This is a genomic window from Arcticibacter sp. MXS-1 (genome assembly GCF_041902385.1).
Lineage (GTDB): Bacteria > Bacteroidota > Bacteroidia > Sphingobacteriales > Sphingobacteriaceae > Arcticibacter.
Genome location: NZ_CP169244.1, coordinates 4785806 through 4810509 on the forward strand (window position 1 = coordinate 4785806; position 24704 = coordinate 4810509).

Here is a 24704-nt window from a genome sequence, read left to right on the forward strand (position 1 = left end):
CGGAAGTGCTGAAGTGACAACAAAGGCTCCTCCGTGCTCCTAATATATTACAAACAAAATTAAAAAAGTTAGACCTAGCTAACAATATAAAATAAATACACTTAACTTTAACGGCAGAAATTAGTCATCAAATGAAAATATTCAATTCTATCTCAGCCTGTTTGCTTTTTGTGAGCGCGCTGTCGCATGCACAAAGCGGATCAATCAAGGGTTTGGTAAAGACACAAGATTCGGCCGGAACTTTTGCGTCTGTTAGAATTTCCGAGCTGCAAAGAGCGACAGCAACGGACGGGACAGGGCACTTCATTTTGAAAGACCTCCCCGAAGGGCAATATACCCTTCGGACCTCTTCAATAGGTTATAAGCCGAACAGTCTGACTGTCCGTGTAAAAAACGGCGACACAAGCACCGTGCTGATAACCCTTAAGCCGAGCTTTTCTTCTCTGAATGACGTAGTAATTACGGGCACCCGCACGAGCAGGAGAAGACTCGAAAGCCCGGTAGCAGTCAACGTGCTCGACAGCCGCACCTTTAATCTCACTCAATCTAACACTGTCTCGGAAGGCTTATGTTTTCAGCCCGGACTGCGTATGGAAACCGATTGCCAGACCTGTAACTATACGCAGCTCAGGATGAACGGACTGGGAGGATCCTACTCCCAAATCCTGATCAATAGCAGACCTGTCTTTACCTCCTTAATGAGTCTTTACGGCCTCGACCAGATACCGGCGAACATGATCGACAGGATAGAAATTGTCAGAGGCGGGGGCTCAGTCCTGTATGGCTCTTCTGCAATAGCGGGAACGGTCAACATTCTTACTAAGGAACCTCAGTCCAGCTCCTTCACCCTGTCATCCAACCAGGCAACAACCAAAGGAAAAGCCGCCGATAATTTCTACAACGTAAACGCCAATGTGATCAATGAGAGTAAAAACGCAGGCACATCTTTCTTTGCTTCGCACCGAAGCCGTCAGGCCTACGACGCAAACGGCGATGGGTACTCAGAAATATCAAGACTTACGAACAATTCCTTTGGATTTAACTCATTCCTAAAACTGAACCGGCAAAACCGCCTGGAAGTAAATGGCTGGAGCATCTATGAAGAAAGGCGTGGCGGCAATAAGATTGAGGAACAGGCAGATAAAGCCGATCAGTCCGAATACCGCCTTCACAATATCTTGCTGGGAGGGATCAACTACGACCACTTCTCTAAAGATGGAAACAGCAGCCTGAGCATATACCTCGCCGGCCAGCATACGAAGAGAACACACTACACGGGCATCGACCATGCTGACGCCTGGGGCCGCACGAAAAACCACTCGCTACAGGCAGGCCTTCAATATAACTACACCTTCAGCAACTTCCTCGGGGGAAAAAACACGGTCACTACAGGCCTTGAAATGCAGCATGAATACACCTATGACCAGATCAGTTTCTACAACTACCTCATTGATCAGACGGTGAACCTTGGAGGAGCGTTTATACAAAGCGACTGGGAAATAGGCAGGCATCTCACAGTTCTCTCGGGACTGAGAGTAAATAAGTCGAATAAGGTCTCTCCTGCTATCTTAACTCCCCGTCTCAGCGCCCTTTACAAGCTGGGCAGTGATGTGCAGCTAAGAGGATCTTATGCACGTGGATTTAAAGCGCCTCAGGCCTTCGAAGCTGACATGCACATTGCCTTTGCAGGGGGAGGCGTGTCTATCATACGGATCGACCCGAACCTCAAAGAGGAAACGTCCGACAGCTTTAATGCTTCAATCGACTTTAACAGAGCTAACGAGCTATTGATCTACGGCTTTACGATAGATGCATTTCACACCAGGCTGCATAATTCATTTATTCTGGAAGAGACAGGCGCCGACGACTCGGGAAACCAGCAGCTCCTCAGAAAGAACGGAAAAGGTTCCAGTGTAAAAGGGATCACGGTAGAGCAAAGACTGAATTACAACCAAAAGTTCCAGCTTGAATCCGGAGTAACGTTTCAACGATCAACCTTCGAGCAGGGCGTCGCCTGGTCTTCCGAACTGCCGCCTTCCAGAAAATATTTGCGGACGCCTGATGTCTATGGTTATTACACGTTCACGATGTTCCCCCGCAGTCGCTTTAACGCAAGCATCTCGGGTGTGGTGACCGGCTCTATGAAGGTTCCTCACTTTGCCGGTGCACCTGGGATCAATGAGGACGTCCTCTTTACCTCGCCAACGTTCAACGAGACAAATCTGAAGCTATCCTACCGGTTCACCATAAAAAGCATCGCACAAGATCTGCAGATCTATGCCGGAGTTCAGAATATCTTCGACTCTTATCAGGGCGACTTTGACACAGGCAAAAACCGCGACAGCAATTACATCTACGGCCCCTCAAGGCCTTTTACAATGTACGCCGGCATCAAATTCGGACTTATGTAGTCCCCATTATTTCAACAAATGGCTTTTTATCCATTGGATCGATTCCTGATTGGTCTCATCAAAGCGCCAGTGCCCGCTGATAGGTGTAATTACGATCGTCTTAGGTGCCGTAACAGCATTAACCGCTGCATAGACTGACGTGGGAGGTACGGTAGTATCGTTATATCCCCATGAGTAAAATCCTGGTGCAGATATATTCTTTGCGAAGTTGACCACGTCGTAGTAGGCGAGCGCTTTTATATTTTCAGGTTTGTTGGTAACCAAGGCATTTCGAGAATTGAAAACATGAGGCCATCCGCCGGCTCTTCCATGCAGATAGCCGGTCAGGTCTGCGAGGGCAGGATAAAACGCAGCAAGACAGGTCACTCTCTTATCGAGGCCGGCGGTAACAATAGAAAGAGCGCCGCCCTGGCTTCCTCCTGTGACCACCACGTTACGGCCGTCAAACTCCGGAATACTGCAGAGGTAATCTATAGCCCTGAGACAACCGAGGTAAACCTTTTTGTAATAGTAGTTATCACGATCATCCATCCTATTAAACCAATAATCTCCGAAAGCATTGCTGATATCCTTATAGTCGTCTGCACTCAACAAGGAAGAAATACCATGAATCTCGATATTAAGTGCAATAAAACCGTGTTCAGCATAAGCCCTGGACGGGACTGAAGGCTTTACTCCGGCACCAGGCGGAGAAAATAACACGGGATACTTTCCGGGAGCTTTAGGCTTACTTAAGAATCCGTAGATTCGTTGCCCTGACCTCTCATTCTCAAAGCTGAGCAGGTATACGTCGACCTCTGAGGTGGAGTATTGTTTCAGGTAATCAAGCTGCGGCATTAGCGGTAGTTTCTGAGACTCCTGCCTGGCCTTCTGCCAGAACTGATTAAAATCAGCAGGCATGACTACTGTAGGCTCAATTCTCTCTGGAGCCCAGCCTAACTTGATGAGACCGCTATATGTCCTGCCGTTGTATGCTGCCTTCACGGCCAGTTGCCTGAAACCCGGAGAACTGCAACTGCCGATATTGATCTTGGCTAAACCCTCTTTCAATACTAAACGCCCCGTCTTCTCAGGCGACAGCATCTCGGGGCCATACTCGTAATCCACGGCGATACCCTTCATCGGTGTCCCATTATGAAGGACCGTAATTGTAACAGTTGCAGGCTTGCTCAGGGGATAGGTCCAGTTCTCAGAATCAGGACTTAGAATAAAATCGACCAGCTTAAGCGGCGCCGGAGAGTTCTGTGCTTCAAGCCGGGCACAGAACGAGATAAGGAGGATAAAAAAACAAAAGCGACCTTTCATCTTACATGAATGAGGTCGCAATTATACTAAATATTCGCCTAAGCCCTGATTATTAAGCCGCCATGTTACTCCGGCCCTGGAGGAAATCGAGGAAGCTATAATATTCGTTACGAATCTCTTTCCATAGCTCCTCTGCTTCGCGTAAGGCTGCCTCTTTTTCAAACTCGCCACCGGTTAATGCCTTCTCTATTTTCAAGCTGAGATAAATTGATTCCATTTGCAGTGCCTCATCTCCCAGTCGGCGTAAATGTTGTAATGTTTCCATAGTAGGTGAATTTTTCATAGCCCGCCAGTTCATTCTGCACACAGGCGAACAAAAAGAAGCAATCTTAATGCCAAAACAATTCCAGCCGGATTATCCTCCTGCATAACAGCGTACTATCCTTATCAATCACAAGATTTTCCAGAAGCGAGGAACTTCAGTCCAATTTTTATAAGTTTGCTTTATCCGGGGAACCAAAGCGGAACAGACATGTATAAACCGATCAAAGACCTTCTATCCACAGGCGCTTATGCACTTACTGTGATCGCCACACTTTTAAGCCTCCCTCCTCTTGCTCTGGGCAAGGTACGACTCTCGCCCTTGTTTACGAATAACATGGTGCTTCAGCAGAAAGAGAACGTGGCAGTGTGGGGATGGGCAGCAGCAGGAAAAGATGTAAAAGTCACCACCTCTTGGAACAACAAAAGCTACACAGCGCGAGCTGATGATACAGGGAAGTGGAAAGCAGAAATTTCAACTCCGGCGTATGGCGGCCCTTATGAAGTTAGCTTTGATGATGGCGAAGTAACCACCCTTAAAAACGTCCTGATAGGCGAGGTATGGCTTTGCTCAGGACAGTCAAACATGGAAATGCCACTGGAAGGATGGGGTAAGATCCAGAATTACCAGAAGGAAATAGCTGCCGCAAACTACCCGGAGATCCACCTTCTGCAAGTTCAGAAAAACACCAGTCTTGGCCCCCTTGAAGACTTCAAGGCAGAAGGTGGCGGCTGGCTTGAATGTTCTCCGGCCACAGTCGCAAATTTCTCCTCAGTGGGCTATTTTTTTGCCAGAAACCTGTTCGAAAGCAAACACATCCCTGTAGGTATTATCCATTCTTCCTGGGGTGGCACGATTGCCGAGGCCTGGACAAGCGCAGGCACACTCAAGACATTGCCTGACTTTAGCGCAATTGTGCAGCAAATGACAGGCGGACAAGACTACGAAAAGAACATGGAGGCCAAATACCATGAAGCTATGATGGAGTGGAACAGAAAAGTTGACGCAAAGGACGCCGGGTACAATGTGTGGAACTCTGCAACTTATGACGATTCTGAATGGAAAACGATGAAACTGCCCGGTCTTTGGGAACAGTCTGAACTGCCGAACTTCGATGGTCTCGTCTGGTTCCGCAAGAAGATCACGATTCCGGCTTCATGGAGCGGAAAGGAGCTTACCCTTAGTCTGGGCGCCGTGGACGACATAGACGTCACATACATTAACGGAACTGAGCTCGGAAGATCAGAAGGATGGGATAAAAAAAGAGTCTACAGCATTCCGACAGGGCTAGTGAAAGCAGGGGAAAATACAATTGCTGTTCGGGTGATGGATGGAGCCAGCGGAGGCGGGATTTACGGAGAACCCGAAAACTTCTTCATTCAGGGTCCGAGCAATGAAAGGATCTACTTGTCTGGACACTGGCCTTACAAAGTTTCGCTAAAGGTAAATGACGTGCCTCCCTTACCCTCAATGGACATTTCAGGACCTAATCGTCCTACCGTGCTGTACAACGCGATGTTAGCTCCTCTTGTCCCCTACCGGATCAAAGGCGCGCTGTGGTATCAGGGTGAAAGCAATGCAGCACGAGCGTATCAGTATCGCGAGCTGTTCCCGGCGATGATCAGTGACTGGCGGAAAAACTGGGGAATAGGCAACTTTCCGTTCTACTACGTACAACTTGCCAATTACAGAAAAAAGAAGCCAATCCGACGGAGTCAGACTGGGCAGAATTGCGCGAAGCTCAAAAAATGGCGCTGAGTCTTCCTAACACAGGCATGGCGGTTTCCATTGATATTGGCGATGCAGCTGATATTCATCCAAAAAACAAGCAGGAAGTGGGGCGCCGGCTGGCTTTGATTGCCCTGGCGAATAATTACGGGGAGAAAGTCTCCTGTTCAGGGCCACTACTTAAGTGGAGCAAGACGGAGGGCAACAAAATAATTTTGAGCTTCTCACACGCTGATAAAGGGCTTACCACAAAGGACGGTTCGCAGCTGAAAGGGTTCTCTATAGCAGGAGCAGACCGGAAGTTCCACTGGGCGAAAGCAATTATCCGCGGCAACGAAGTGGAAGTATCGGCGCCAGAGGTTACAGCCCCCTCTCTGTCCGCTATAACTGGGCAGACAACCCTGATGGCAATCTTTACAATGGCGCAGGTCTCCCCGCATCGCCCTTCCGTACTGACGACTGGCAGGGAGTTACCTATGGTAACAAATAATGTTGATCGGCACTTTTTTTCTTTGGGCATAAACCAAATCCAGAAAAAAGTGCTTATTAAACCATGGCCGAAGAGCGAGAAGAAAAAGAGATAACCGGTATGGCCGGCGTAGTTGAGCGGAACGTTATAGCCCTTCAGAACAGACTCAAGCAGGAAGAACGTGCGAAAACATTTGAAGAACGCGTTGCCGATGGCATCACGAGCTTTACAGGGAGCATGATCTTTGTTTACATACACCTTGCGTTGTTTTCAGTATGGATCCTATGGAACATCGGCCTCCTCGGCCTTAGGCCATTTGACGAATCTTTCGTGGTTCTCGCCATGTTCGCATCAGTTGAAGCGATCTTTCTTTCTACATTTGTACTAATTAGCCAGAACCGATCCAATGCGCTTGCGGATAAGCGGGCAGAACTGGACCTTCAGGTCAGCTTGTTATCAGAGCACGAAGTAACGCATCTCATTACCATGGTCACGGCTATTGCAAAACAAATGGGGATAAAAGATGCAGAAAATCCGGAACTGAACGAACTGGCAAATGACGTACATCCTGAAAAAGTAATGGACAAAATAGAAAGTTACAAAGAGGCAGGCAACCTGAGCCCCAACAAGAGTAAAGATCATTAAACGTGCCTGTCTGAGCACATTTCAGCAATTTCTCTAAATTGTTATCGTATATTTGCATTCCTGCCTAACCAAAAAACAACAAAAACGTAACAGTTAGTTAAAGTCAAGAAGCGACAAGCTTTTTAGGAATTTGTACAATGATGCAGGAACGCATTTTAGAAAAATTATTCAGGCGCCGATTTGGTACTTTTGCCCTGGCCGTATCCCTCTTATGTCTCATCTCTTTTGCTACGCGGCTCTGTTTATTGATTAACAGCGCGGCAAGCGTTGACTGGACTCCCTTAAATTTGGCAGGTGCTTTTCTGGTCGGGCTCATTTTTGACCTCGCAGCCTCGTTCTACGCATTTATTCCACTGGTGTTTTACCTATGGCTGCTCCCTGACAAGCTGTACCGGAAAAAATTCAACAAAACGCTTCTGTCGATTTACTTTTTCTTCGTGATCGCCTCCCTGCTGTTTAATGCGGTGTCGGAGTGGTTTTTCTGGCAGGAGTTCTCTGTCAGGTACAATTTCATTGCAGTAGACTATCTGGTATATACAAATGAAGTAATTGGGAACATACGGCAGTCGTATCCGGTTAACACGATTCTTGTAATACTGGCGGCCCTGTCGGCGCTTATTCTTTTCTCCGTCAGCAAATATATTGGGCTCCCTTCGCCTCGGCGCATTAGCTTTCGGCAGAGAACTGCTGTAGCACTCCCATTACTGGCAATCCCGGTGGCGTCCTTCTTTCTCCTTGATCATAAATGGAAGAACATCAGCGACAACCAATATGTCAACGAACTTGCAGGAAATGGCATGTTCGACTTTGGTTATGCTTTCTGGCACAATGAACTCGACTACGACACCTTCTATAAAACTGTTCCTGTCTCTGCAGCAGAGAAGACGATAGAAAAGCAGCTGGATTGTGAGGAAGATGTAACGTCACATGATAATTTCACTACACGTACAATCGGTTATACAGAAGAAGAGCGGAAGCTAAACGTTGTTCTGATCAGCGTGGAAAGCCTGAGTGCTGACTTCCTGGCCTGTTTTGGCAATACCCAGGGCATTACGCCCAATCTCGATTCACTTGCAAAAAAAGGCTTATTGTTCACTAACCTCTACGCCTCGGGCACGCGGACAGTCAGAGGCCTTGAGGCCTTGTCTCTGTCCATCCCTCCCACTCCAGGACAATCAATCGTTAAACGCCCTGATAACAGAAATCTATTCTCCCTGGGAAGCGTCTTCAAATCAAAAGGCTACAGCAGCCGCTTTATCTATGGAGGCTATGGATATTTCGACAATATGAATGCATTCTTTTCGGGCAATGGGTACGAAGTAACAGACCGAAAAGAGATCAGGGACGAGGATATACATTATCAGAATATCTGGGGAGTTGCAGACGAAGATTTATTCACGCTATCGCTCCGGAAACTGGATGGCGACTGCCGGAACCATAAGCCCTTCTTTGCCCATATCATGACGGTTTCCAACCACAGACCGTACACCTATCCGGAAGGCCGCATTGACATCCCGTCGCACACAGGCAGAGAGGGTGCAGTAAAATATACCGACTATGCTATTGGTAGGTTCATAAAGGAAGCTTCGAAAAGGCCCTGGTTTAAAAACACGCTGTTCGTTATTACGGCCGACCATTGCGCCTCCAGTGCAGGGAAGGTAGAATTACCTGTGAACAAATATCACATTCCCATGATTTTTTACTCGCCGGCTAATGTCCGCCCCGGTCAGTTCAACCGCTTGATCGCACAAATCGATATCGCACCAAGCATTCTTGGTTTCCTGAATTTCGATTACAGGAGCAAATTCTTTGGTCAGGACGTTTTCCGGGTAAAGCAGGGCGAAGAAAGAGCCTTCATCAGCACTTACCAAAGTCTGGGCTACCTGAAGAATAACAAGCTTGTTATTCTCGGGCCTAACAAGCGTGCTGAAACATTTATTCCCGATTTTAAAAGCGGCAATTCGCATACCACCCGGCCCGACGATAGTCTTACGCAGGAGGCTATTGCGAATTATGAAATCGCCTCTTACCTCTACAAGAATCACTTGTACAATTTTAACAAGTAACAAAGCGCAAGGGCGTCAGACAGTTGGCGCCCTAAAACATTTTCCGCCATTTTGGTATTATGAGGATATGGGATGTGTATAACATCCGACCCAGTACCACAGTCACCTGGAAGCAGGCCGATCATCAGCGGTCTGCTATTTATCACGATATGGCAGAAGAAATCACTTTCTCAGTAGACACTAACAGCTCTAATTTAAGTTTCGCCTTCGGTTTAAGCTCAAGGAAGTTTATCTACTACAAGCACGATCTGACAGCTTTACTTGACGTGGATGGAAAGGATCTTGCGATAGACAAAGTACTGGCAAAAGTTCATCCTGACGACTTAGAGCACCTTGAAACGCTGAAAGGCCAATTGCAAGCGGGAGGAGGTGTACGAGCTTTCGACTTTCGTATCCAGACCAATGGCAAAGAGAAATGGCTCCGTTTGAATGCATTTCTTGCTAAAACAGATACAGAAAAAGCGATCCTGGGGCAAATAGAAGACATCTCCGGCGAGATAGAGAACGTTCATACCCTAAGGAAATTTGCCAATAAAAAAAACTCAGTCCTTAATATTATTGCCCATGATCTGCGCGGCCCGCTGGGCACGGCGAACATGATGACGCAGGTGCTCAGCAAAGAAGCTCAGGACAGCAACCTCTCCCGATACATTGAGCCCGTCTCCCGCATCCTCAAACAGTCAATTGACTTGATCTCTGACCTCACAGAACGGGAGTTCTTCGAAACGGCGGAGGTTGCGCTGGTAAAGAAGCGTATGGATGTGGTTACAAAACTAAGAGAGTGGATGGAGGAATATAGCGCATCTGAGTGGATTAGCCAAAGAACATTTCGATTCAGCAGCTCGCACAGACAGCTATTTGTGGAGATCGACGAGTCGAAGTTCATTCAGATCTTCAACAACCTCATGACCAACGCTTTGAAGTTCACCAGAGAGGGCGACAGCATCTCGCTAGAATTAATCAATCAAAAGGACTCGGTATTATTCTCTTTTAAGGATAGCGGCGTCGGCATCCCTCAAGAACATCACGACATGATCTTTGAGAAATTTACCGATGCCAAAAGAAAAGGCCTGCACGGTGAACCAACCGTTGGCCTAGGTCTATCGATCGTAAAAACGATCATTTCCTGGCACGGAGGCAACATATGGCTTGAAAGCAAAGAAAACAGTGGCACAACCTTCTATATTCAGATCCCTAAAAGAAGCGGGCGAAAGTCGTGATGAAAAACTCAGGACATCTATGCGCCCGATAGTACATATCTTTTAATATCTTGGCGCGGCTACTTTGTTAAAAGATGAAAAAAAACAAAAACAGAGCAATCCGCATAATTTCAATCTTCATCTCCAGAAGATTCAACCTGCATCTCGACAAAGCAGATGAAGACGATGTAATTCTCTCTATTACCAAGGGGACAGAATTTGTGGGAGCGAATCTTTGGGCACTTATCTTTGCCATTTTCATTGCCTCTATTGGACTAAATGTAAATTCAACTGCCGTCATTATTGGTGCAATGCTCATCTCTCCGCTAATGGGACCTATTATGGGGATCGGACTAGGTCTTGGGACAAACAACTTTGAACTGATCAAAAAGGGTGCTAGAAACCTTTTGATTGCCACTTTAATCAGTATTGCAACATCGGCACTGTATTTTTGGATCACTCCCCTTCACGACGCACAGAGCGAGCTCCTTGCCAGAACCACACCGTCTCTATGGGACGTTTTCATTGCCTTCTTTGGAGGGCTTGCAGGTATTGTAGCAGGCACCAGAAAAGAAAAAAGCAATGTAATTCCAGGGGTCGCTATCGCGACCGCCCTAATGCCTCCCCTTTGCACCGCCGGCTACGGCATAGCTTCCGGAAATTTCTATTACTTTATCGGCGCGCTCTACCTTTACTCAATAAACACAGTGTTCATAGGAATAAGCACCTTTCTTATCGTGAGGTTCCTCAAATTCAAGGTTAAGCACTTTGAAAATAAAATGTATGAAAAAAAGGTCTCGCGTTATATTATTACGATCATCACCATCACTATTCTTCCCAGTATATATTTGGCATACCGGATAGTTGATAAGAGCATTTTCGAGAACAACGCCAGAAACTTCGTATCAGAGCAATTCCAGTTTAAAAACACACAGGTGGTTAACCGGAATTTCAACTACAGCTCAAAAGGAAACGAAATTGACCTCCTGCTAATCGGCTATGAGTTGCCGGAACGTACAATAGACAGTATTCGAAAAAAAATACCGCAATATAAGCTCGGCAACACCAAACTTGTTGTGCGCCAGGGACTGAATGCAAAGCAGGAAATTGACTTCTCCCAAATTAAGGCAAGTATCCTTGAAGATGTAATCAGACGCGATTCAACCGCATCAAATGGCTACACTATCAATAAAGCTATCGCAGCTCCCGAGCTAAGAGAAGAACTAAGAGCTTTATATCCTGACTTGCTGAGTTATTCGATCAACAATACAGTTGTCTACCGCATCGCAGAAGACCGGCAGGATACCCTTACCCTGGTGGCAGTTAATTTCAGGAGAACAGTTCCCGGCGCCGAACAAGCCAGAATGCGCAACTGGTTGCAGACCCGTTTAAACGCTGATTCTCTGCGGCTAATAATTGAATGACGGCGACTGTGTTTTATCTTGTCACAGGGGTAACGAAAACCAAAGGCTATTTTTCATGTTCCTAAAGTATTCCGCTACTAAACTCGGAATGCTTCTTGATTATGAAAAAGTTCACCTTATTATCCCTAACATCTCTTCTTATACTTCTGTCGGCTTGCATTGGAACGGATAAAGACAAAAAGGTTCGCGGCTCTACGGCAGACACCGGACACCTTGCCATTTCTTCAGATCAATCCACAGCCGGAGCAGGAGTACCCATTCCTGGACTGGACACGATGAAAGCAAACAACAGCATTCTGCTCACGGCCAACGACCGGATGCAATATAGCGATACGCTGTTTAAAGTGAAGGCTTCTGAGAAAGTGAACCTTCGCTTCCAGAACATTGGCAAAATGCCTAAAAACTCCATGGGACACAATTTTGTGTTGCTGGCTCAGGGAACAGACTTTGCTAACTTTGCTACTGAAGCGATAAAGGCTCGCGACAATGACTATATTCCAGCGGCGCTAAGCTCATCTGTCATTGCCCATACTAAACTTACCGGGCCGGGAGAGACCGACAATATCTCCTTTAATCTTCCAGTCAAGGGCGTTTACGACTTCCTTTGTTCGTTTCCAGGGCATTATGGAACGATGAGAGGAAAACTGGTGGCTGAATAGGTTTACAGCAGGTTCGAGCTCGGCTTGGTCGGCCTCGAACTGCTCAGTGTTATGATAGCACCAACTATCGGGGTAAGGCACACCGAAAACAGGAAGGACCAAAGCATCCCCACTTTTCTGCGCCTTCCTATAAACCATGCTACACCAGCACAAACAATAAAGTACACAACGGCGACAATTAACAGAGTCGTTTGGCTTAGATAAACACCAGGATCTCTCATAATTAAAGGGTTTTCTTAACGAACAGGCAGAAACCGCAGTTTGTTTCATGGATCATCCTGCCCTCTTCATTGCCCCCCACCCAGGGCGCGGAGAATTTGTTGGGCAGATTTATAAAACTCACTTTTACATAAGTCAAATTTTTCATATAAACTGTACCTTTGCGGCTTAAGTAAGACCATGATATACTTTTTCTCTAATAAGGCAAATACCGTTTTTGCTGTTCAAAAAACACCAACCCTGGATCCTTCTGACGTTTCAAAGTTATGCTGGCTTTTTGGCGATGCCCGGTTAGAAGAGGAATCAAGCATACGGGGCTCATTCATCGGTCCGCGTGCTGCAATGGTAACACCCTGGAGCACCAATGCCGTAGAGATCACTCAAAACATGGATATCCATGGCATTACCCGCATTGAGGAATACACGAAAGTATCTGAAGAGTTCTCGGACTTCGACCCTATGCTTTCGCAGAAGTACAGCGAACTCAACCAGCAAATCTTCACCATCAACATACAGCCGGAACCAATCCTGGAGATAGATGACATAGCTGCCTACAATCAGCAGGAAGGGCTCTCGTTGAGCGAAGAAGAAATTGAATATCTCAACAGCCTTGCCCAAAAGATCGGGCGAAAGCTGACAGACTCCGAAGTGTTCGGCTTTTCGCAGGTCAACTCTGAACACTGCAGACATAAGATCTTTAACGGAACATTTGTCATTGATGGGGAAGAACAACCTACATCTCTGTTCAAGCTGATTAAAAAGACATCCGAGGCAAACCCGAACGGCATTGTTTCAGCCTATAAAGACAACGTGGCTTTTGTAAAAGGTCCGGTTGTGCAGCAGTTTGCTCCCAAACGTCCCGACGTTCCTGAATATTACGAAGTAAAAGAATTTGAGTCGGTCCTTTCTCTGAAGGCCGAAACACATAACTTCCCCACAACCGTAGAACCCTTCAACGGTTCTGCAACCGGTGCAGGAGGTGAAATAAGAGACCGTCTTGCCGGCGGACAGGGTGCTATCCCTCTGGCAGGAACAGCAGTATACATGACGGCTCTCTCCCGTCTTTCAAAAGACAGACCCTGGGAAAATGCCGTTCAGGAAAGGCAATGGCTCTACCAGTCGCCGGTTGATATCCTGATCAAAGCATCAAACGGAGCATCCGACTTTGGAAACAAGTTCGGTCAGCCTCTCATTACCGGGTCTATCCTCACCTTCGAACACGAAGAAAACGCCCAGATCCTCGGGTACGACAAGGTGATCATGCAGGCGGGAGGCATTGGCTATGGGAAAGCGGAGCAAGCTAAAAAGCACTCCCCCTCTGTCAACGACAAGATCGTTGTTCTGGGTGGCGATAACTACCGCATCGGAATGGGAGGCGCGGCTGTGTCTTCTGCCGACACGGGAGCTTTCGGATCAGGAATTGAATTGAATGCAGTACAGCGTTCCAATCCGGAGATGCAGAAAAGAGTCGCAAATGCGGTGCGCGCAATGGTAGAGAGCGATCATAACGCCATTGTATCGATCCACGATCACGGAGCAGGCGGACACCTTAACTGTCTCTCTGAGCTGGTTGAAGAAACCGGTGGAAAGATTGACCTCGATAAGCTTCCTATTGGCGACCCGACCCTTTCTGCTAAGGAGATCATTGGAAACGAATCACAGGAACGCATGGGCCTGGTCATTGGAGAGGAGAACATCGATACCCTCCGGAAGATTGCTGAACGCGAAAGAGCACCCATGTACACGGTTGGTACCGTCACTGGTGATCACCGCTTCACATTCGAATCCGCTTCCTCTGGCATCCGGCCCATGGACCTCAACATGGAAGACATGTTTGGCAGCTCGCCAAAGACGGTGATGCAGGACAAAACCTTACAAACTAAGTACGAGCCTGTAGCATACGATGAGGACAAACTCGAAACATACCTGGAACAAGTACTTCAGCTTGAGGCGGTAGCCTGTAAAGACTGGCTCGTCAACAAAGTCGACCGTTGTGTTGGAGGCCGTGTAGCGAAACAACAATGTGCGGGCCCTCTGCAATTACCACTCAATAACTGCGGGGTAATGGCACTCGACTTTCAGGGCAGGGACGGAATTGCCACTTCTATAGGGCACGCCCCACTGTCTGCCCTGATCGATCCTGCAGCCGGAAGCCGTAACGCTATTGCAGAAGCGCTTTCTAACCTCGTTTGGGCTCCCCTTAAAGACGGATTAAGCAGCGTCTCTCTTTCTGCCAACTGGATGTGGGCTTGTAAGAACGAAGGTGAAGACGCCAGACTTTACAAAGCTGTTAAAGCATGTTCCGACTTTGCCATTGAGCTGGGCATCAATATCCCGACGGGCAAAGACTCCCTGTCAATGAAACAGAAATACAAGGACAAGGAGGTCATTGCACCGGGCACGGTGATCATTTCTGCAGCCGGACATTGTGATAACATCAACGCGACCGTAGAGCCTGTACTGAAAAAGAATGGCGGGGCCATCTACTATATCAACCTTTCCGGCGACCGGTACAAACTCGGAGGATCCTCTTTTGCACAGATCGTGAACAAGATAGGATCTGAGACTCCTGATATCCTCAGCGCGGCAGAATTCAAAACGATTTTCAATACCCTCCAGTCGCTTATTAGGGCAGGACATATCCAGGCAGGCCATGATATCGGCAGCGGGGGACTCATCACCTCTCTGCTCGAGCTATGCTTTGCCGACAGGGAGCTGGGCGCAACTATCGACCTCTCCCCTCTTGGCGACCAGGGTATCATTGAAACCCTTTTCTCAGAAAACAATGGAGTGATCTTCCAGGCTAACGAAGCTGCAGAAGCAATTCTGTCTGCCGCGGGCATTAAATGGCACCGGATAGGATCGGTAAGCAATACAGCAAGACTGGAAGTGCGTACCGCCAAAGGCGAATGGAACTTCGACGTTGATCACCTGCGCGACGTCTGGTTCAAAACCTCCTATCTGCTTGATCAGAAACAAAGCGGTCAGGCTAAAGCGAAAGAGCGCTTTGATAACTACAAGCATCAGGTACTGAAGTATACCTTCCCGGCCGACTTTAACGGCAGGAAGCCTGCCCTTGACAGCAGCAAGCCAAGGATCAAAGCTGCCATCATTCGTGAGAAAGGAAGCAACTCAGAAAGAGAGCTTGCCAACGCGCTTTACCAGGCAGGATTTGACGTGAAAGACGTCCACATGACCGACCTTATATCAGGAAGGGAAACGCTGGAAGATATCCGCTTTATAGGCGCTGTAGGAGGCTTCTCTAACTCCGATGTACTCGGCTCGGCTAAAGGATGGGCAGGCGCCTTCCTCTACAACGAAAAGGCGAGGATTGCGCTCGAAAACTTCTTTAAAAGAGAAGACACGCTGTCTATAGGGATCTGTAACGGATGCCAGCTCTTTGTTGAACTCGGTCTCATCAACGATGATCATGACAACAAGCCGAAGATGGCGCACAACGACAGCCACAAGCATGAGTGCGGCTTTACTTCCCTCACCATACAGGAGAATAACTCGGTTATGCTATCAGGCCTTGCCGGTGCAACTCTTGGTGTATGGATCTCGCACGGAGAGGGCAAGTTTGAACTGCCGTACACCGAAGACCGCTACCATATCGTGGCTAAATATGCATACGAAAGCTACCCTGCCAACCCCAACGGCTCAGGCTTTAACACAGCCATGCTTTGCGACAAGACAGGCCGGCACCTGGTGACTATGCCACATATCGAGCGTTCGCTCCTGCAGTGGCAATGGGCCCACTACCCCGAAGGCAGGCAGGACGAAGTATCGCCATGGTTCAGCGCTTTTGTGAACGCCAGGAAATGGCTTGAAGATAACAAGTAAGATAAATACTAAAAAAAGGGACCGGCATGCGAGGGCACTGAAAAAGTTCTAAGGGACAAAAGGAGTAGAAGACGAGGGTTTTCTGCTCCTTTTTTGTATCTTAAAGTGTCGAAAGAAAGACACTAAGATGCTTGCCCAACAACAACAGATACAGTTCAGCGCGTTTTCAGGGCTATATGACCTGATCGTTCCCAAAGACAATCTTCTGCGTAAGATCAACGACCTGATAGATTTTACATTTATCTATGAAGAACTGGTCAGCAAATATTGCATGACCAACGGCAGGAAGGCTGAAAGCCCTGTGCGAATGTTCAAATACCTGTTGTTGAAAACGATCTATACGGTTTCGGATGTGGATGTTGTTGAGCGTTCGCAGTATGATATGTCCTTCAAATATTTCCTTGATATGTCGCCTGAGGAAGGAGTTATCGACCCCAGTTCATTAACAAAGTTCAGGAAGCTGCGGTTAAAGGATAATGATCTGTTAAACCTGCTCATTAATAAAACAGTAACAATAGCTATTGAAAAAGGGATCATCCGGTCAAAGTCTATCATTGTTGATGCTACCCATTCCCTGTCGAGGTCAAACCCTTATTCAGCCTTGGAAGTACTACGGGAGCGTTCAAAGCTACTGCGCAAAGCGGTATACGCGATAGATGAAGACATGAAAGCAATAATGCCTGAAAAGAACAGCACAGAGGAATTGGATAAAGAACTGGCCTATTGCAGTGCATTGGAAAAGTGTATCGAAGCTGACAAGACGCTAAGCCAGATACCGTCGGTAAAAGAGAAGTTGAATCTGTTGAAAGAGACGGTGGCAGATACGCAGGAACACTATACATTATCCAAAGACAGGGATGCCAAAACAGGCCATAAATCAGCTGATAGTTCATTCTTTGGTTACAAGACCCATTTGGCGATGACAGAGGAGCGCATCATCACTGCTGCTGTAGTTACTTCAGGGGAAAAGGGCGATGGCCCCCAACTCCCCAAACTGTTGGAGATCAGTCAGCAAAATGGCATTAAAGTAGAAACGGTCATCGGCGATTCAGCTTATTCAGGGAAAGATAACCTTGCCTTAATGAATGGACAAGGCATCAAAACGGTGGCCAAACTGAACCCTGCCATCACCCAGGGGGTCAGAAAAGAAGAAGATAAGTTCGATTACAATAAGGACGCTGATATGTTCGTCTGCCCGGCGGGACATCTGGCCTTCCGAAAGGCACGTTGCGGGAAAAAAATATTGGAGAAAACCAGGTGGACACCTATTACTTTGATGTTGAAAAGTGTAAGGTTTGCCCATTGAGAGAGAATTGCTATAGGCCCGGAGCAAAGTTCAAAACCTACTCGGTTAGTATAAAATCAGACACGCACCTGCAGCAGATGGCATTTCAGGAAACAGACGAGTATAAGCAGAAGATCAAACACCGGTATAAGGTCGAAGCCAAGAACAGTGAACTAAAAAACGTTCATGGCTATGGCCGGGCGATAGCCTATGGCATCGAAAATATGCAGATGCAGGGCGCACTGGCCATCTTTACTGTAAATCTGAAAAGGATCATCAAACTGATCAACTAAGTTCCCGGAAAAATCACGCCCGATTGCCCAATCTGTTCTGTATACGCCTGTATCGGCTATAAAAAACCACCCAACCAAATAGTGGACAAAAAGAAAAGCGACCAAGTAAAAGTTGCCTTTCTCTTGATCGCTTTTTTAATACAGCATTATTGAGCTGCTTTTTCAGTGCCCTCCGGCATGCCGGTCCCTTTTTCAACTAATCTAAAATAAACCTAATTATAAGAAGCGGAAATATTGGTGATCTTCCATCCCTTCAGGGTATTGGTAAAGGTCACATAGTTCACCTTGGTAAAATCGTCGTACTTCATAGAAACCTTCACGATTGCCTGAGAATTTCCGACCTCAAGCACGCTGTGATCGGTTGCGCAGTTTTGCACTACACCTTCGCTGCTTTTCAGAGCCTTCAGCAAGTCCGATTTGCTGTAGTTCTTTACTTCATTTCCGTGATTCAGGGTATACTTTGCATCTGCGTCGAGAAGGTTCGAAAGTTCCTTGTTATTGCCCCTGCTTATTGCATCGATGTAATTGTCGACAGCAATGTTCATTTTGTACTTCGCGCTGCTGATACCATCATTGGCAAATGCACTTGCAGAAACGGCAATTAATAAAGCGGCTGTAATTGTTTTGATCATTTTCATGGCTGTATTCCTTTTGATTGTTAATGAGTTTGTCTGTTTTGTTGATTCAAAAGTAGCTATGAAAAGGAGCTGAGCCCAGAGTGATTAGGCCGGTGGCAGAAACTATTCGGCGAATGCCGGAAATATGGCGGTAAAGCTAAAGAGCGGCTTTCCCGGACTTATGTCTGTCGCGTTCTCACCAAAACCTGCGTATTACTCTAAATAAACGCCAGCGATGAAACACCTTTTACTTACCGCCATTCTCCTGATCGTATTGACTGCCTGCACAAAAGAAGAAAGTGAGCCGGAGATCATAATAGAGCCCCCCTGTAACAGCAATCTCCAGAGATACCCTACTCAGCGGAGAGAAATGGGGACTTACAATTGGAGAACCTGCGTTGACCCTCTATTCTTCGATCCAGGAGCTCAGGTTTGATGAGAATGTGCGATACCTGGGGGTGGTAGGAAATGTCTTTACTGGCTTGGAGGGGCTGGAAAACAAGATCCCTTTGTATGAATCGCTCTTGCTGGACGGGGCCAAGGGAACCAGCACGGGAATCCAAATAGCTTTTGAGAACGGCATAGTGAAATCTATCTGGACGAATGAAGGTGCAAAGCTGCCTAAATGGCCTGCTGTACCCGACAAGAGCGCTGCTATCGCGCCCGGAGACGACGTAAGCAGTATTTACTCAAAACTGGCGAGGATGAAAGAACTCGGCATTGCTGCAAAAAAGCTGGAGCGGATATCCCTCTTCAAAAAAGATGTCGCAAGCCTTACGATCCCGGCATGGCTGAATCGAGACAGTGGTATTTTACTACACCGATCGGCACTGACCAGTTTTATCACGTCGAGTTAAACATTCAGCACGGAAAGCTGCACTCCATTTACTGGACTTTGTACAAAGAGGGGTAAAAAGAGCGGTCGCCTTCCACTCCTGCTCACCTGAAGGTTCAGTAACCTCCCGCCTCAAGCTCATCAACCTTTTTCCAGGCTTTGTCCACGCCGAGGAAAAGCGCCTTTTCCATGTCAGTACGCGCGCCTTCCTTATCCCCCAGCTTTTCTTTTATCCAGGCGCTTGCTGCAAAATTTTCAGGACTCGGTTCTGCCCGAATAATCTCGAGGATCAGGCTCAAGGCATTGCTATACTCTTTTTGCTGGAGAGCCGCCCTGTATTCCTCATATGCCTTTGGTATCCTTAGCTTAGGATCCTGCACTCCTCTTAGCCCCTCGAGGTTCAGGTTAATCGGAAGAACGTATCCCTGATAACTAACAGGCAGTCCGTTCTTTTTAGCAGGAAGCCAGTTCCCTTCCGTTTTCTGCAGCATGCGAAGCATTTCCTCGCCAATATCCGGACTAAGCCCGTTCAATATTCTGATATTGGAAATTCTTCCGGTTGAATCCATATCAAAAACACTGATCACCTTGCCCTGGATGCCGTGCTGGCGTGCATAGACGGGATACAGGAACGTACGACCTACGCGGTTGTAAAATTCGTCCATGCCGCCTTTGAACGTAGGCGGAGTAACTGTCGTGTCGGCATTTGCAATGAAGGTCTGAGCTCTTATAGTCGTGAATGAGAGCATTAGCAACAGAAAGAAAACACAAGGCATCTTGAGTAATAAGGTCGAGTTCATAAGGGTGACTGTTTACATTGCTTTTTACCTCCGGATCCAAAAGAACCCGTTGCCCTAATTTACCAACTTTCGGTTATCATTAAATTAAAATAAGTGAAAAACAATTTAAGCTCTGCCACAAGTCCTCTACCCCTTGTTCCGCATGTTGCACGCATTTTAGTAGCAGCTATTAGACATTAAGAAGAAAAGCAGCTTGACCTCCACTAGCAGCACCGACTACGCCTCATCCAGCTCCGGAAGAACCAGTATCGTCATGACGGCCGAAGCGAAGCTGGCCTTGTCAGTGAATAACAGAGATCGCCAAGATGCTAAGCGGTGAGAACCCCGGAGAATACGCTCTCCAGCATGCAAGAGAGCTGCTGGCAGGCAAAGAATAGCTTTTTCAAGTACAGAAGCAGCACTTTGGCCGCTTCAGTATCCACGCCTTTAAGAGGAGGCAGGGACAAGGAGAGTACGACAAAACGCAGGTCTCCTTTCTGCCTTCCTTGATTCCGAAATCGCCCCTCAATATGAACAAATTCCCCCCTTATTCTTTGCATCAATATTTATAGCTTTGACATGAATTAGCATAACCAGACTCCACTTAAATAAAGCATTTACAAGAATGGATAAGATAGCATATATTACCAGGCTTGCGGTCGTACCGGCAATGATAATCCTTCTGTTGAGTCATTTCAGCTGGGCTCAAAAGCCGGGTGCAGTCAGGAAAAACATTCCGCTCGACTCTATTCGCTTGAGCGATCCCTTTGTCCTGGCAGACAGCAAAACGAAGCTATATTACATGACCGGCACCGGCGGCCTGCTCTGGAAGAGTAAAGACCTGAGACTCTGGGAAGGACCATTTCAGGTCACCCGTACAGACCCCAATTCCTGGATGGGCCCGAAACCTATGATATGGGCCGCCGAAATTCACGCCTATAAAGGAAAGTACTATTACTTTGCCACATTCACGAACAGGAATGTAAAGATCGACACAGTCAGAGGAAACGAAATTGAGCGTCGTGCCTGTCATGTACTGGTAAGCGACCGGCCAGAAGGCCCTTATCTGCCCATGGAAGATTCGATATACCTTCCAGCCGACAAGCCCACATTAGACGCTACCTTCTGGATCGATCGCGATGGAAAACCGTACATGGTCTACTGCTATGAGTGGCTGCAGAACTGGAACGGAACAATCGAAAAGATAGAATTAAAGACCAACCTCAGCGGAACTATAGGCACAGGGAAGGTATTATTCCGTGCGAGCGACTCACCATGGAGCCGCGAAAAGGACGAAAGCGGCAAGGACATTCCCAACAAGGTAACCGACGGCCCTTATCTGTTCCGGACGGAGAAAGGACGCCTTGGCATGATCTGGACAAGCTGGATATACAGCACCTACACACAAGGGGTAGCATATTCTGAAAGCGGCACCCTTGACGGCCCCTGGATACAGGAGAAATCTCCGGTCACCCCTCCTGATTTTGGGCACGGCATGCTTTTCCGGACCTTCGGGGGCAAGCAACTGATGGCCTTACATAGTCATAAGAACGTGAATGGCCATTACATACGCATTCCCTGCTTATTCGAAGTAGACTTAAAGGGCGAGAAATTAGTGGTTGGAAATCGGTACAGACCCTAGTTTTCAATGCGCAAGCGGTCGTTTATAAAGACCTCCCTATAATAAACAAACACCTTTTGATACTGCAGTAAAGCTTTCGTAGCACGGCTGTTATACGATTTTCCTTACTAGCGCCTTAGACTTGCATTTTAAGCAGCACAGAATAAAAAAACGGAGGAAATCAATGGGAAAGCTGCTTTCTTTTGTACCTTGCAATCAAGTTCAAAACAGGCGTTCTAACGCTTCTGCCAGTCGCAACCACCGGAAAGGACTGTAAAGGCCGCGCATCTCAAATCTTTCGTCCCTCCCATTCGCCCTTCATTCTCATGTTTGATACGCTACCTCTCCTGAGCAACCTCACACCTGCTTCGCTGTGATTAAAGCAGGAATGTACTATCAGTGCACAGTAAGTCCACGTATTTCAGGTTTTATGTGGACTCACTGTGCACAAAAGGCCGATTCTCTTTGCACGGACAGCGAAGATGGCATAAGGATGCTTAGAACCAGATCAAGCGATTAAACAAAAGAAGAGTTGTGATTTTCAGGACTTCTCCGTGTGTGAAAAGCGGAGAAACGTGGACTTGTAAACGATCAAAGATACATTCTCTTTGCTAAAGTAATAGCATCAACAAACAGAGACAATTACCTCAAATTACAATTTAAACAAGATCAGTAGTTATGGAAATATGTAAAGAAACAGTCGCCATGTCTGCGGCTCTTTTAACTCCTATAGTAGCGGTTATTGGGATATTAATCGAGATACTGAATTATCAATTAGCCAGACGCAAAAGGAAAGATGAGCTTTTTGATAGGCGGTATAAGTTTTATAGGATCTGGACCAAAATCTGTGGACTAAGCAAATAATTTCATGAGTCTGAAGAGGAAAAAATTAACATTTCCTACCCCTCGGTACTGAGCTCTGAAAGCCTTAATTTTGGCATTGAAAGATTCGGCTGAAGCGTTTGTACTTCGGTTATCAAAGTAGTTCAAGATATTGTTGTGGTGGAGATTGATGGTTCTGGCAATGGTATTAAAAGATTTAAAGCCGGATTGCTCCACCTTCTCGTTCCACCGGGCCAGTCTTGCAAAGGCGTAGAGCTTATCTTTGGTGTTGCTGAATATCCAGGATAAGCCCCGGGTTAGCTGATAAGCTTTTTCCAGGGAAGGATATCGTTCAAAGAGCAAGGAAGCCCGCTCTGCCTGTTCAGCACTCCAGTTTTGTTGGTCCTTGTAGAGCAGATAGCGGCTTCTGGCCAGTAACTGCTTCAAGGTATCGCCATTGGATAGTATTTCAGGTGAATAGTTTGTTTTAGTTGCTTTGGCTTCTTCCAGAGCCTGATTCTCTGCATCAATGGCTTCCCAGCGGTATTTGATCCGTATTTCCTGTAGCGCTTCTGTGGCTAACTGCTGCACATGAAAGCGATCAATGACCTGCGAGGCCAAAGGAAAGCACTTTTTAGCGATCAAACTCATGTTACCAGCCAGATCCAAGGTGATCTCTCTGACCTTATTACGAAGTCTTTGGGGGATCTTTTGAAGCAGTGGAATGATGTTCTCCGAACGGGTACCTTCCATAATAGCAACCAGAGTGCCCTTTTTGCCTCTAGCTTCTTTATTGGTGACCACCGTATAGAGCTCACCCTGGGAAAGACTGGTCTCATCTATAGAGAGATAAGGACCGATGTTCTGTGGGAAGATCAAGCCTTTACGGGCATCGGTACGGTGCTCCCAATTCTTGTATTCACTGAGTTGATCGCGATAATAGCGCTGCAGCTTCTTGCCTTTGATCCCGTAAAAGGAGGCGATCGTCTGCAGACTATGTGGCTGGGTATCGACTGATTGCTTTTAAAAAAGCCGCGAAATCACTGGTGATCCGCGTTCCTATTGCTACAACATTCCAATCTCGGTGAACGACCTTACCTGTGTCCAGATTCCACCATCTACGTCGCTTAACATGCAAATACACTTCCTGTCCCCGTATGGGAAAGTCCTGCAGAATCACTTCATCAAAGAAGCCTTTGGAGAGTAACTTGTTGGTCTTATATTCTACCGGAATGGAGTTGATCTCTTCCAGGTAAATATGAATCCCGGTAGTGTCTTTTTTATGATCTGTCAACTGGAAATAATCGGATACCCCTTCAGGGATAATCAAGGGAAGTAGGGCTTTAAACGACTCGTGCATCTATCTAATTTCTGCACGCTAATATCTTACTTTTACTCTTCTCTCCACAACTTTTGTCCCTGTTCCTTTTAAGCACCAGTGGGGATGCTTATAGAACCTAGCGTCCATAAATGCCTAAAGCCTGCATTTGCAGGCTTTAGGTGGGGTGGAAGACCGGGCTCGAACCGGCGACCCCCAGAACCACAATCTGGTGCTCTAACCAACTGAGCTACATCCACCGTGTTTTGTGGATGCAAAAATAAGCCAATTATTGCATTACGCAAATTTTAGTTTACTTTTTTGTTAACCAACTAAAGTCCAGCCAGAAAAACTTCCCGGCGAGTTTAATCGTCTCCTGAAAAGCAGGAGTGCTGAATATATTTTTACCTTTGCCGCTGATATTTTTACTCTTTATGATCGAAATATTTACAGATGGAGCATCCAGCGGTAACCCCGGCCCGGGAGGATATGGTGTAGTACTGAGAGCTGGTCAGCATTATAAAGAGTTGTCTGCAGGCTACCGGAAAACTACCAATAACCGGATGGAGTTGCTCGCGGTCATCGTTGGCCTTGACGCTTTAAAAAAGCCTGGACAAGATGTCCTCATCTATTCAGATTCCAAGTATGTTGTGGATGCAGTTGAAAAGAAATGGGTCTTCGGCTGGCTGAACAAAGGATTTGAAGGCAAAAAGAACAAGGACCTCTGGCTTCGTTTTCTGCAGCTATATAAGATACACAAGGTGCGCTTTCAGTGGATCAAGGGACACGCCGGGCACCCTGAAAACGAACGCTGCGACCGTTTAGCAGTCGCAGCGTACCAAAAAAAAGATAGTCTGTTAATAGACACCGTGTTTGAGGCTGAAAACCCCTCCTAAAGATGTCC

At 46.9% G+C, this 24704-nt stretch carries 18 protein-coding genes, 1 tRNA gene and 1 pseudogene; 13 read left to right on the forward strand and 7 right to left on the reverse strand.

Features of this window, described 5'->3' with window-relative positions; translation table 11 throughout:
• The first annotated feature begins 131 nt into the window (after window positions 1-131).
• Window positions 132-2411, forward strand: coding sequence for a TonB-dependent receptor domain-containing protein (locus ACES2C_RS20690; protein WP_374164947.1), 2280 nt, complete (start codon window positions 132-134; stop codon window positions 2409-2411).
• A gap of 6 nt (window positions 2412-2417) precedes the next feature.
• On the opposite strand, the gene ACES2C_RS20695 is transcribed toward ACES2C_RS20690, so the two are convergent.
• Both ACES2C_RS20695 and ACES2C_RS20700 read right to left on the reverse strand, forming a co-directional pair.
• Window positions 2418-3716 carry an acetylxylan esterase gene (locus ACES2C_RS20695; RefSeq protein ID WP_374164948.1) on the reverse strand — a complete coding sequence of 433 codons (1299 nt, stop codon included), beginning with the start codon at window positions 3714-3716 and terminating at the stop codon, window positions 2418-2420.
• 52 nt (window positions 3717-3768) lie between these two features.
• The gene (locus ACES2C_RS20700; RefSeq protein ID WP_374164949.1) at window positions 3769-3981 is read right to left on the reverse strand and encodes a hypothetical protein; all 213 of its coding nucleotides are present in this window, start codon (window positions 3979-3981) and stop codon (window positions 3769-3771) included.
• 207 nt (window positions 3982-4188) lie between these two features.
• On the opposite strand from ACES2C_RS20700, the gene ACES2C_RS20705 reads away from it, so the two are divergent.
• From ACES2C_RS20705 to ACES2C_RS20745, 9 genes and pseudogenes are all read left to right on the forward strand, one after another.
• Complete coding sequence (locus ACES2C_RS20705) at window positions 4189-5736, forward strand: sialate O-acetylesterase (protein ID WP_374164950.1); 1548 nt, start codon at window positions 4189-4191, stop codon at window positions 5734-5736.
• Window positions 5727-6290, forward strand: a complete 564-nt coding sequence (locus ACES2C_RS20710; protein ID WP_374164951.1) for a hypothetical protein — start codon at window positions 5727-5729, stop codon at window positions 6288-6290. Before ACES2C_RS20705 ends, ACES2C_RS20710 begins: the two co-directional genes overlap by 10 nt.
• A complete protein-coding gene (locus ACES2C_RS20715; RefSeq protein ID WP_374164952.1) occupies window positions 6260-6820 on the forward strand; it encodes a DUF1003 domain-containing protein in 561 nt (186 codons plus the stop codon). The genes ACES2C_RS20710 and ACES2C_RS20715 overlap by 31 nt, the downstream gene beginning before the upstream one ends.
• A 137-nt stretch (window positions 6821-6957) precedes the next feature.
• A complete protein-coding gene (locus ACES2C_RS20720; RefSeq protein ID WP_374164953.1) occupies window positions 6958-8886 on the forward strand; it encodes an LTA synthase family protein in 1929 nt (642 codons plus the stop codon).
• 59 nt (window positions 8887-8945) lie between these two features.
• Window positions 8946-10106 (forward strand): ATP-binding protein, encoded by a 1161-nt coding sequence (locus tag ACES2C_RS20725; protein WP_374164954.1) that lies wholly within the window; start codon window positions 8946-8948, stop codon window positions 10104-10106.
• Window positions 10107-10180: 74 nt separating this feature from the next.
• On the forward strand, window positions 10181-11509 hold the full coding sequence (locus ACES2C_RS20730; protein ID WP_374164955.1) for a DUF389 domain-containing protein: 1329 nt from the start codon (window positions 10181-10183) through the stop codon (window positions 11507-11509).
• A gap of 101 nt (window positions 11510-11610) precedes the next feature.
• On the forward strand, window positions 11611-12168 hold the full coding sequence (locus tag ACES2C_RS20735) for a plastocyanin/azurin family copper-binding protein (RefSeq protein ID WP_374164956.1): 558 nt from the start codon (window positions 11611-11613) through the stop codon (window positions 12166-12168).
• A 399-nt stretch (window positions 12169-12567) separates the two neighbouring features.
• The gene (gene purL, locus ACES2C_RS20740) at window positions 12568-16230 is read left to right on the forward strand and encodes a phosphoribosylformylglycinamidine synthase (RefSeq protein ID WP_374164957.1); all 3663 of its coding nucleotides are present in this window, start codon (window positions 12568-12570) and stop codon (window positions 16228-16230) included.
• A gap of 127 nt (window positions 16231-16357) precedes the next feature.
• Window positions 16358-17808 (forward strand): annotated as a pseudogene (locus tag ACES2C_RS20745) (IS1182 family transposase).
• 212 nt (window positions 17809-18020) lie between these two features.
• Here ACES2C_RS20745 and ACES2C_RS20750 read toward each other — a convergent pair.
• The gene (locus ACES2C_RS20750) at window positions 18021-18446 is read right to left on the reverse strand and encodes a nuclear transport factor 2 family protein (protein ID WP_374164958.1); all 426 of its coding nucleotides are present in this window, start codon (window positions 18444-18446) and stop codon (window positions 18021-18023) included.
• 377 nt (window positions 18447-18823) lie between these two features.
• On the opposite strand from ACES2C_RS20750, the gene ACES2C_RS20755 reads away from it, so the two are divergent.
• Window positions 18824-19282: a hypothetical protein gene (locus tag ACES2C_RS20755; RefSeq protein WP_374164959.1), complete on the forward strand. Its 459-nt coding sequence runs from the start codon at window positions 18824-18826 to the stop codon at window positions 19280-19282.
• A 94-nt stretch (window positions 19283-19376) separates the two neighbouring features.
• Here ACES2C_RS20755 and ACES2C_RS20760 read toward each other — a convergent pair whose 3' ends face one another.
• On the reverse strand, window positions 19377-20060 hold the full coding sequence (locus ACES2C_RS20760) for an energy transducer TonB (protein WP_374164960.1): 684 nt from the start codon (window positions 20058-20060) through the stop codon (window positions 19377-19379).
• A gap of 604 nt (window positions 20061-20664) precedes the next feature.
• Here ACES2C_RS20760 and ACES2C_RS20765 point away from each other — a divergent pair.
• Complete coding sequence (locus ACES2C_RS20765; protein ID WP_374164961.1) at window positions 20665-21681, forward strand: glycoside hydrolase family 43 protein; 1017 nt, start codon at window positions 20665-20667, stop codon at window positions 21679-21681.
• 831 nt (window positions 21682-22512) lie between these two features.
• On the opposite strand, the gene ACES2C_RS20770 is transcribed toward ACES2C_RS20765, so the two are convergent.
• The 3 genes from ACES2C_RS20770 to ACES2C_RS20780 form a co-directional block, all read right to left on the reverse strand.
• Window positions 22513-23361: a transposase gene (locus tag ACES2C_RS20770; protein ID WP_374164962.1), complete on the reverse strand. Its 849-nt coding sequence runs from the start codon at window positions 23359-23361 to the stop codon at window positions 22513-22515.
• A 115-nt stretch (window positions 23362-23476) separates the two neighbouring features.
• On the reverse strand, window positions 23477-23842 hold the full coding sequence (locus ACES2C_RS20775; protein WP_374163170.1) for a transposase: 366 nt from the start codon (window positions 23840-23842) through the stop codon (window positions 23477-23479).
• Between the two features lie 141 nt (window positions 23843-23983).
• Window positions 23984-24060: transfer RNA gene (locus ACES2C_RS20780), tRNA-His, on the reverse strand.
• A 174-nt stretch (window positions 24061-24234) separates the two neighbouring features.
• Between ACES2C_RS20780 and rnhA the strand changes: the two genes are divergently transcribed.
• Entirely contained in the window at window positions 24235-24696 is a 462-nt protein-coding gene (rnhA, locus tag ACES2C_RS20785) for a ribonuclease HI (RefSeq protein WP_374164963.1), read from the forward strand.
• Window positions 24697-24704 lie beyond the last annotated feature (8 nt).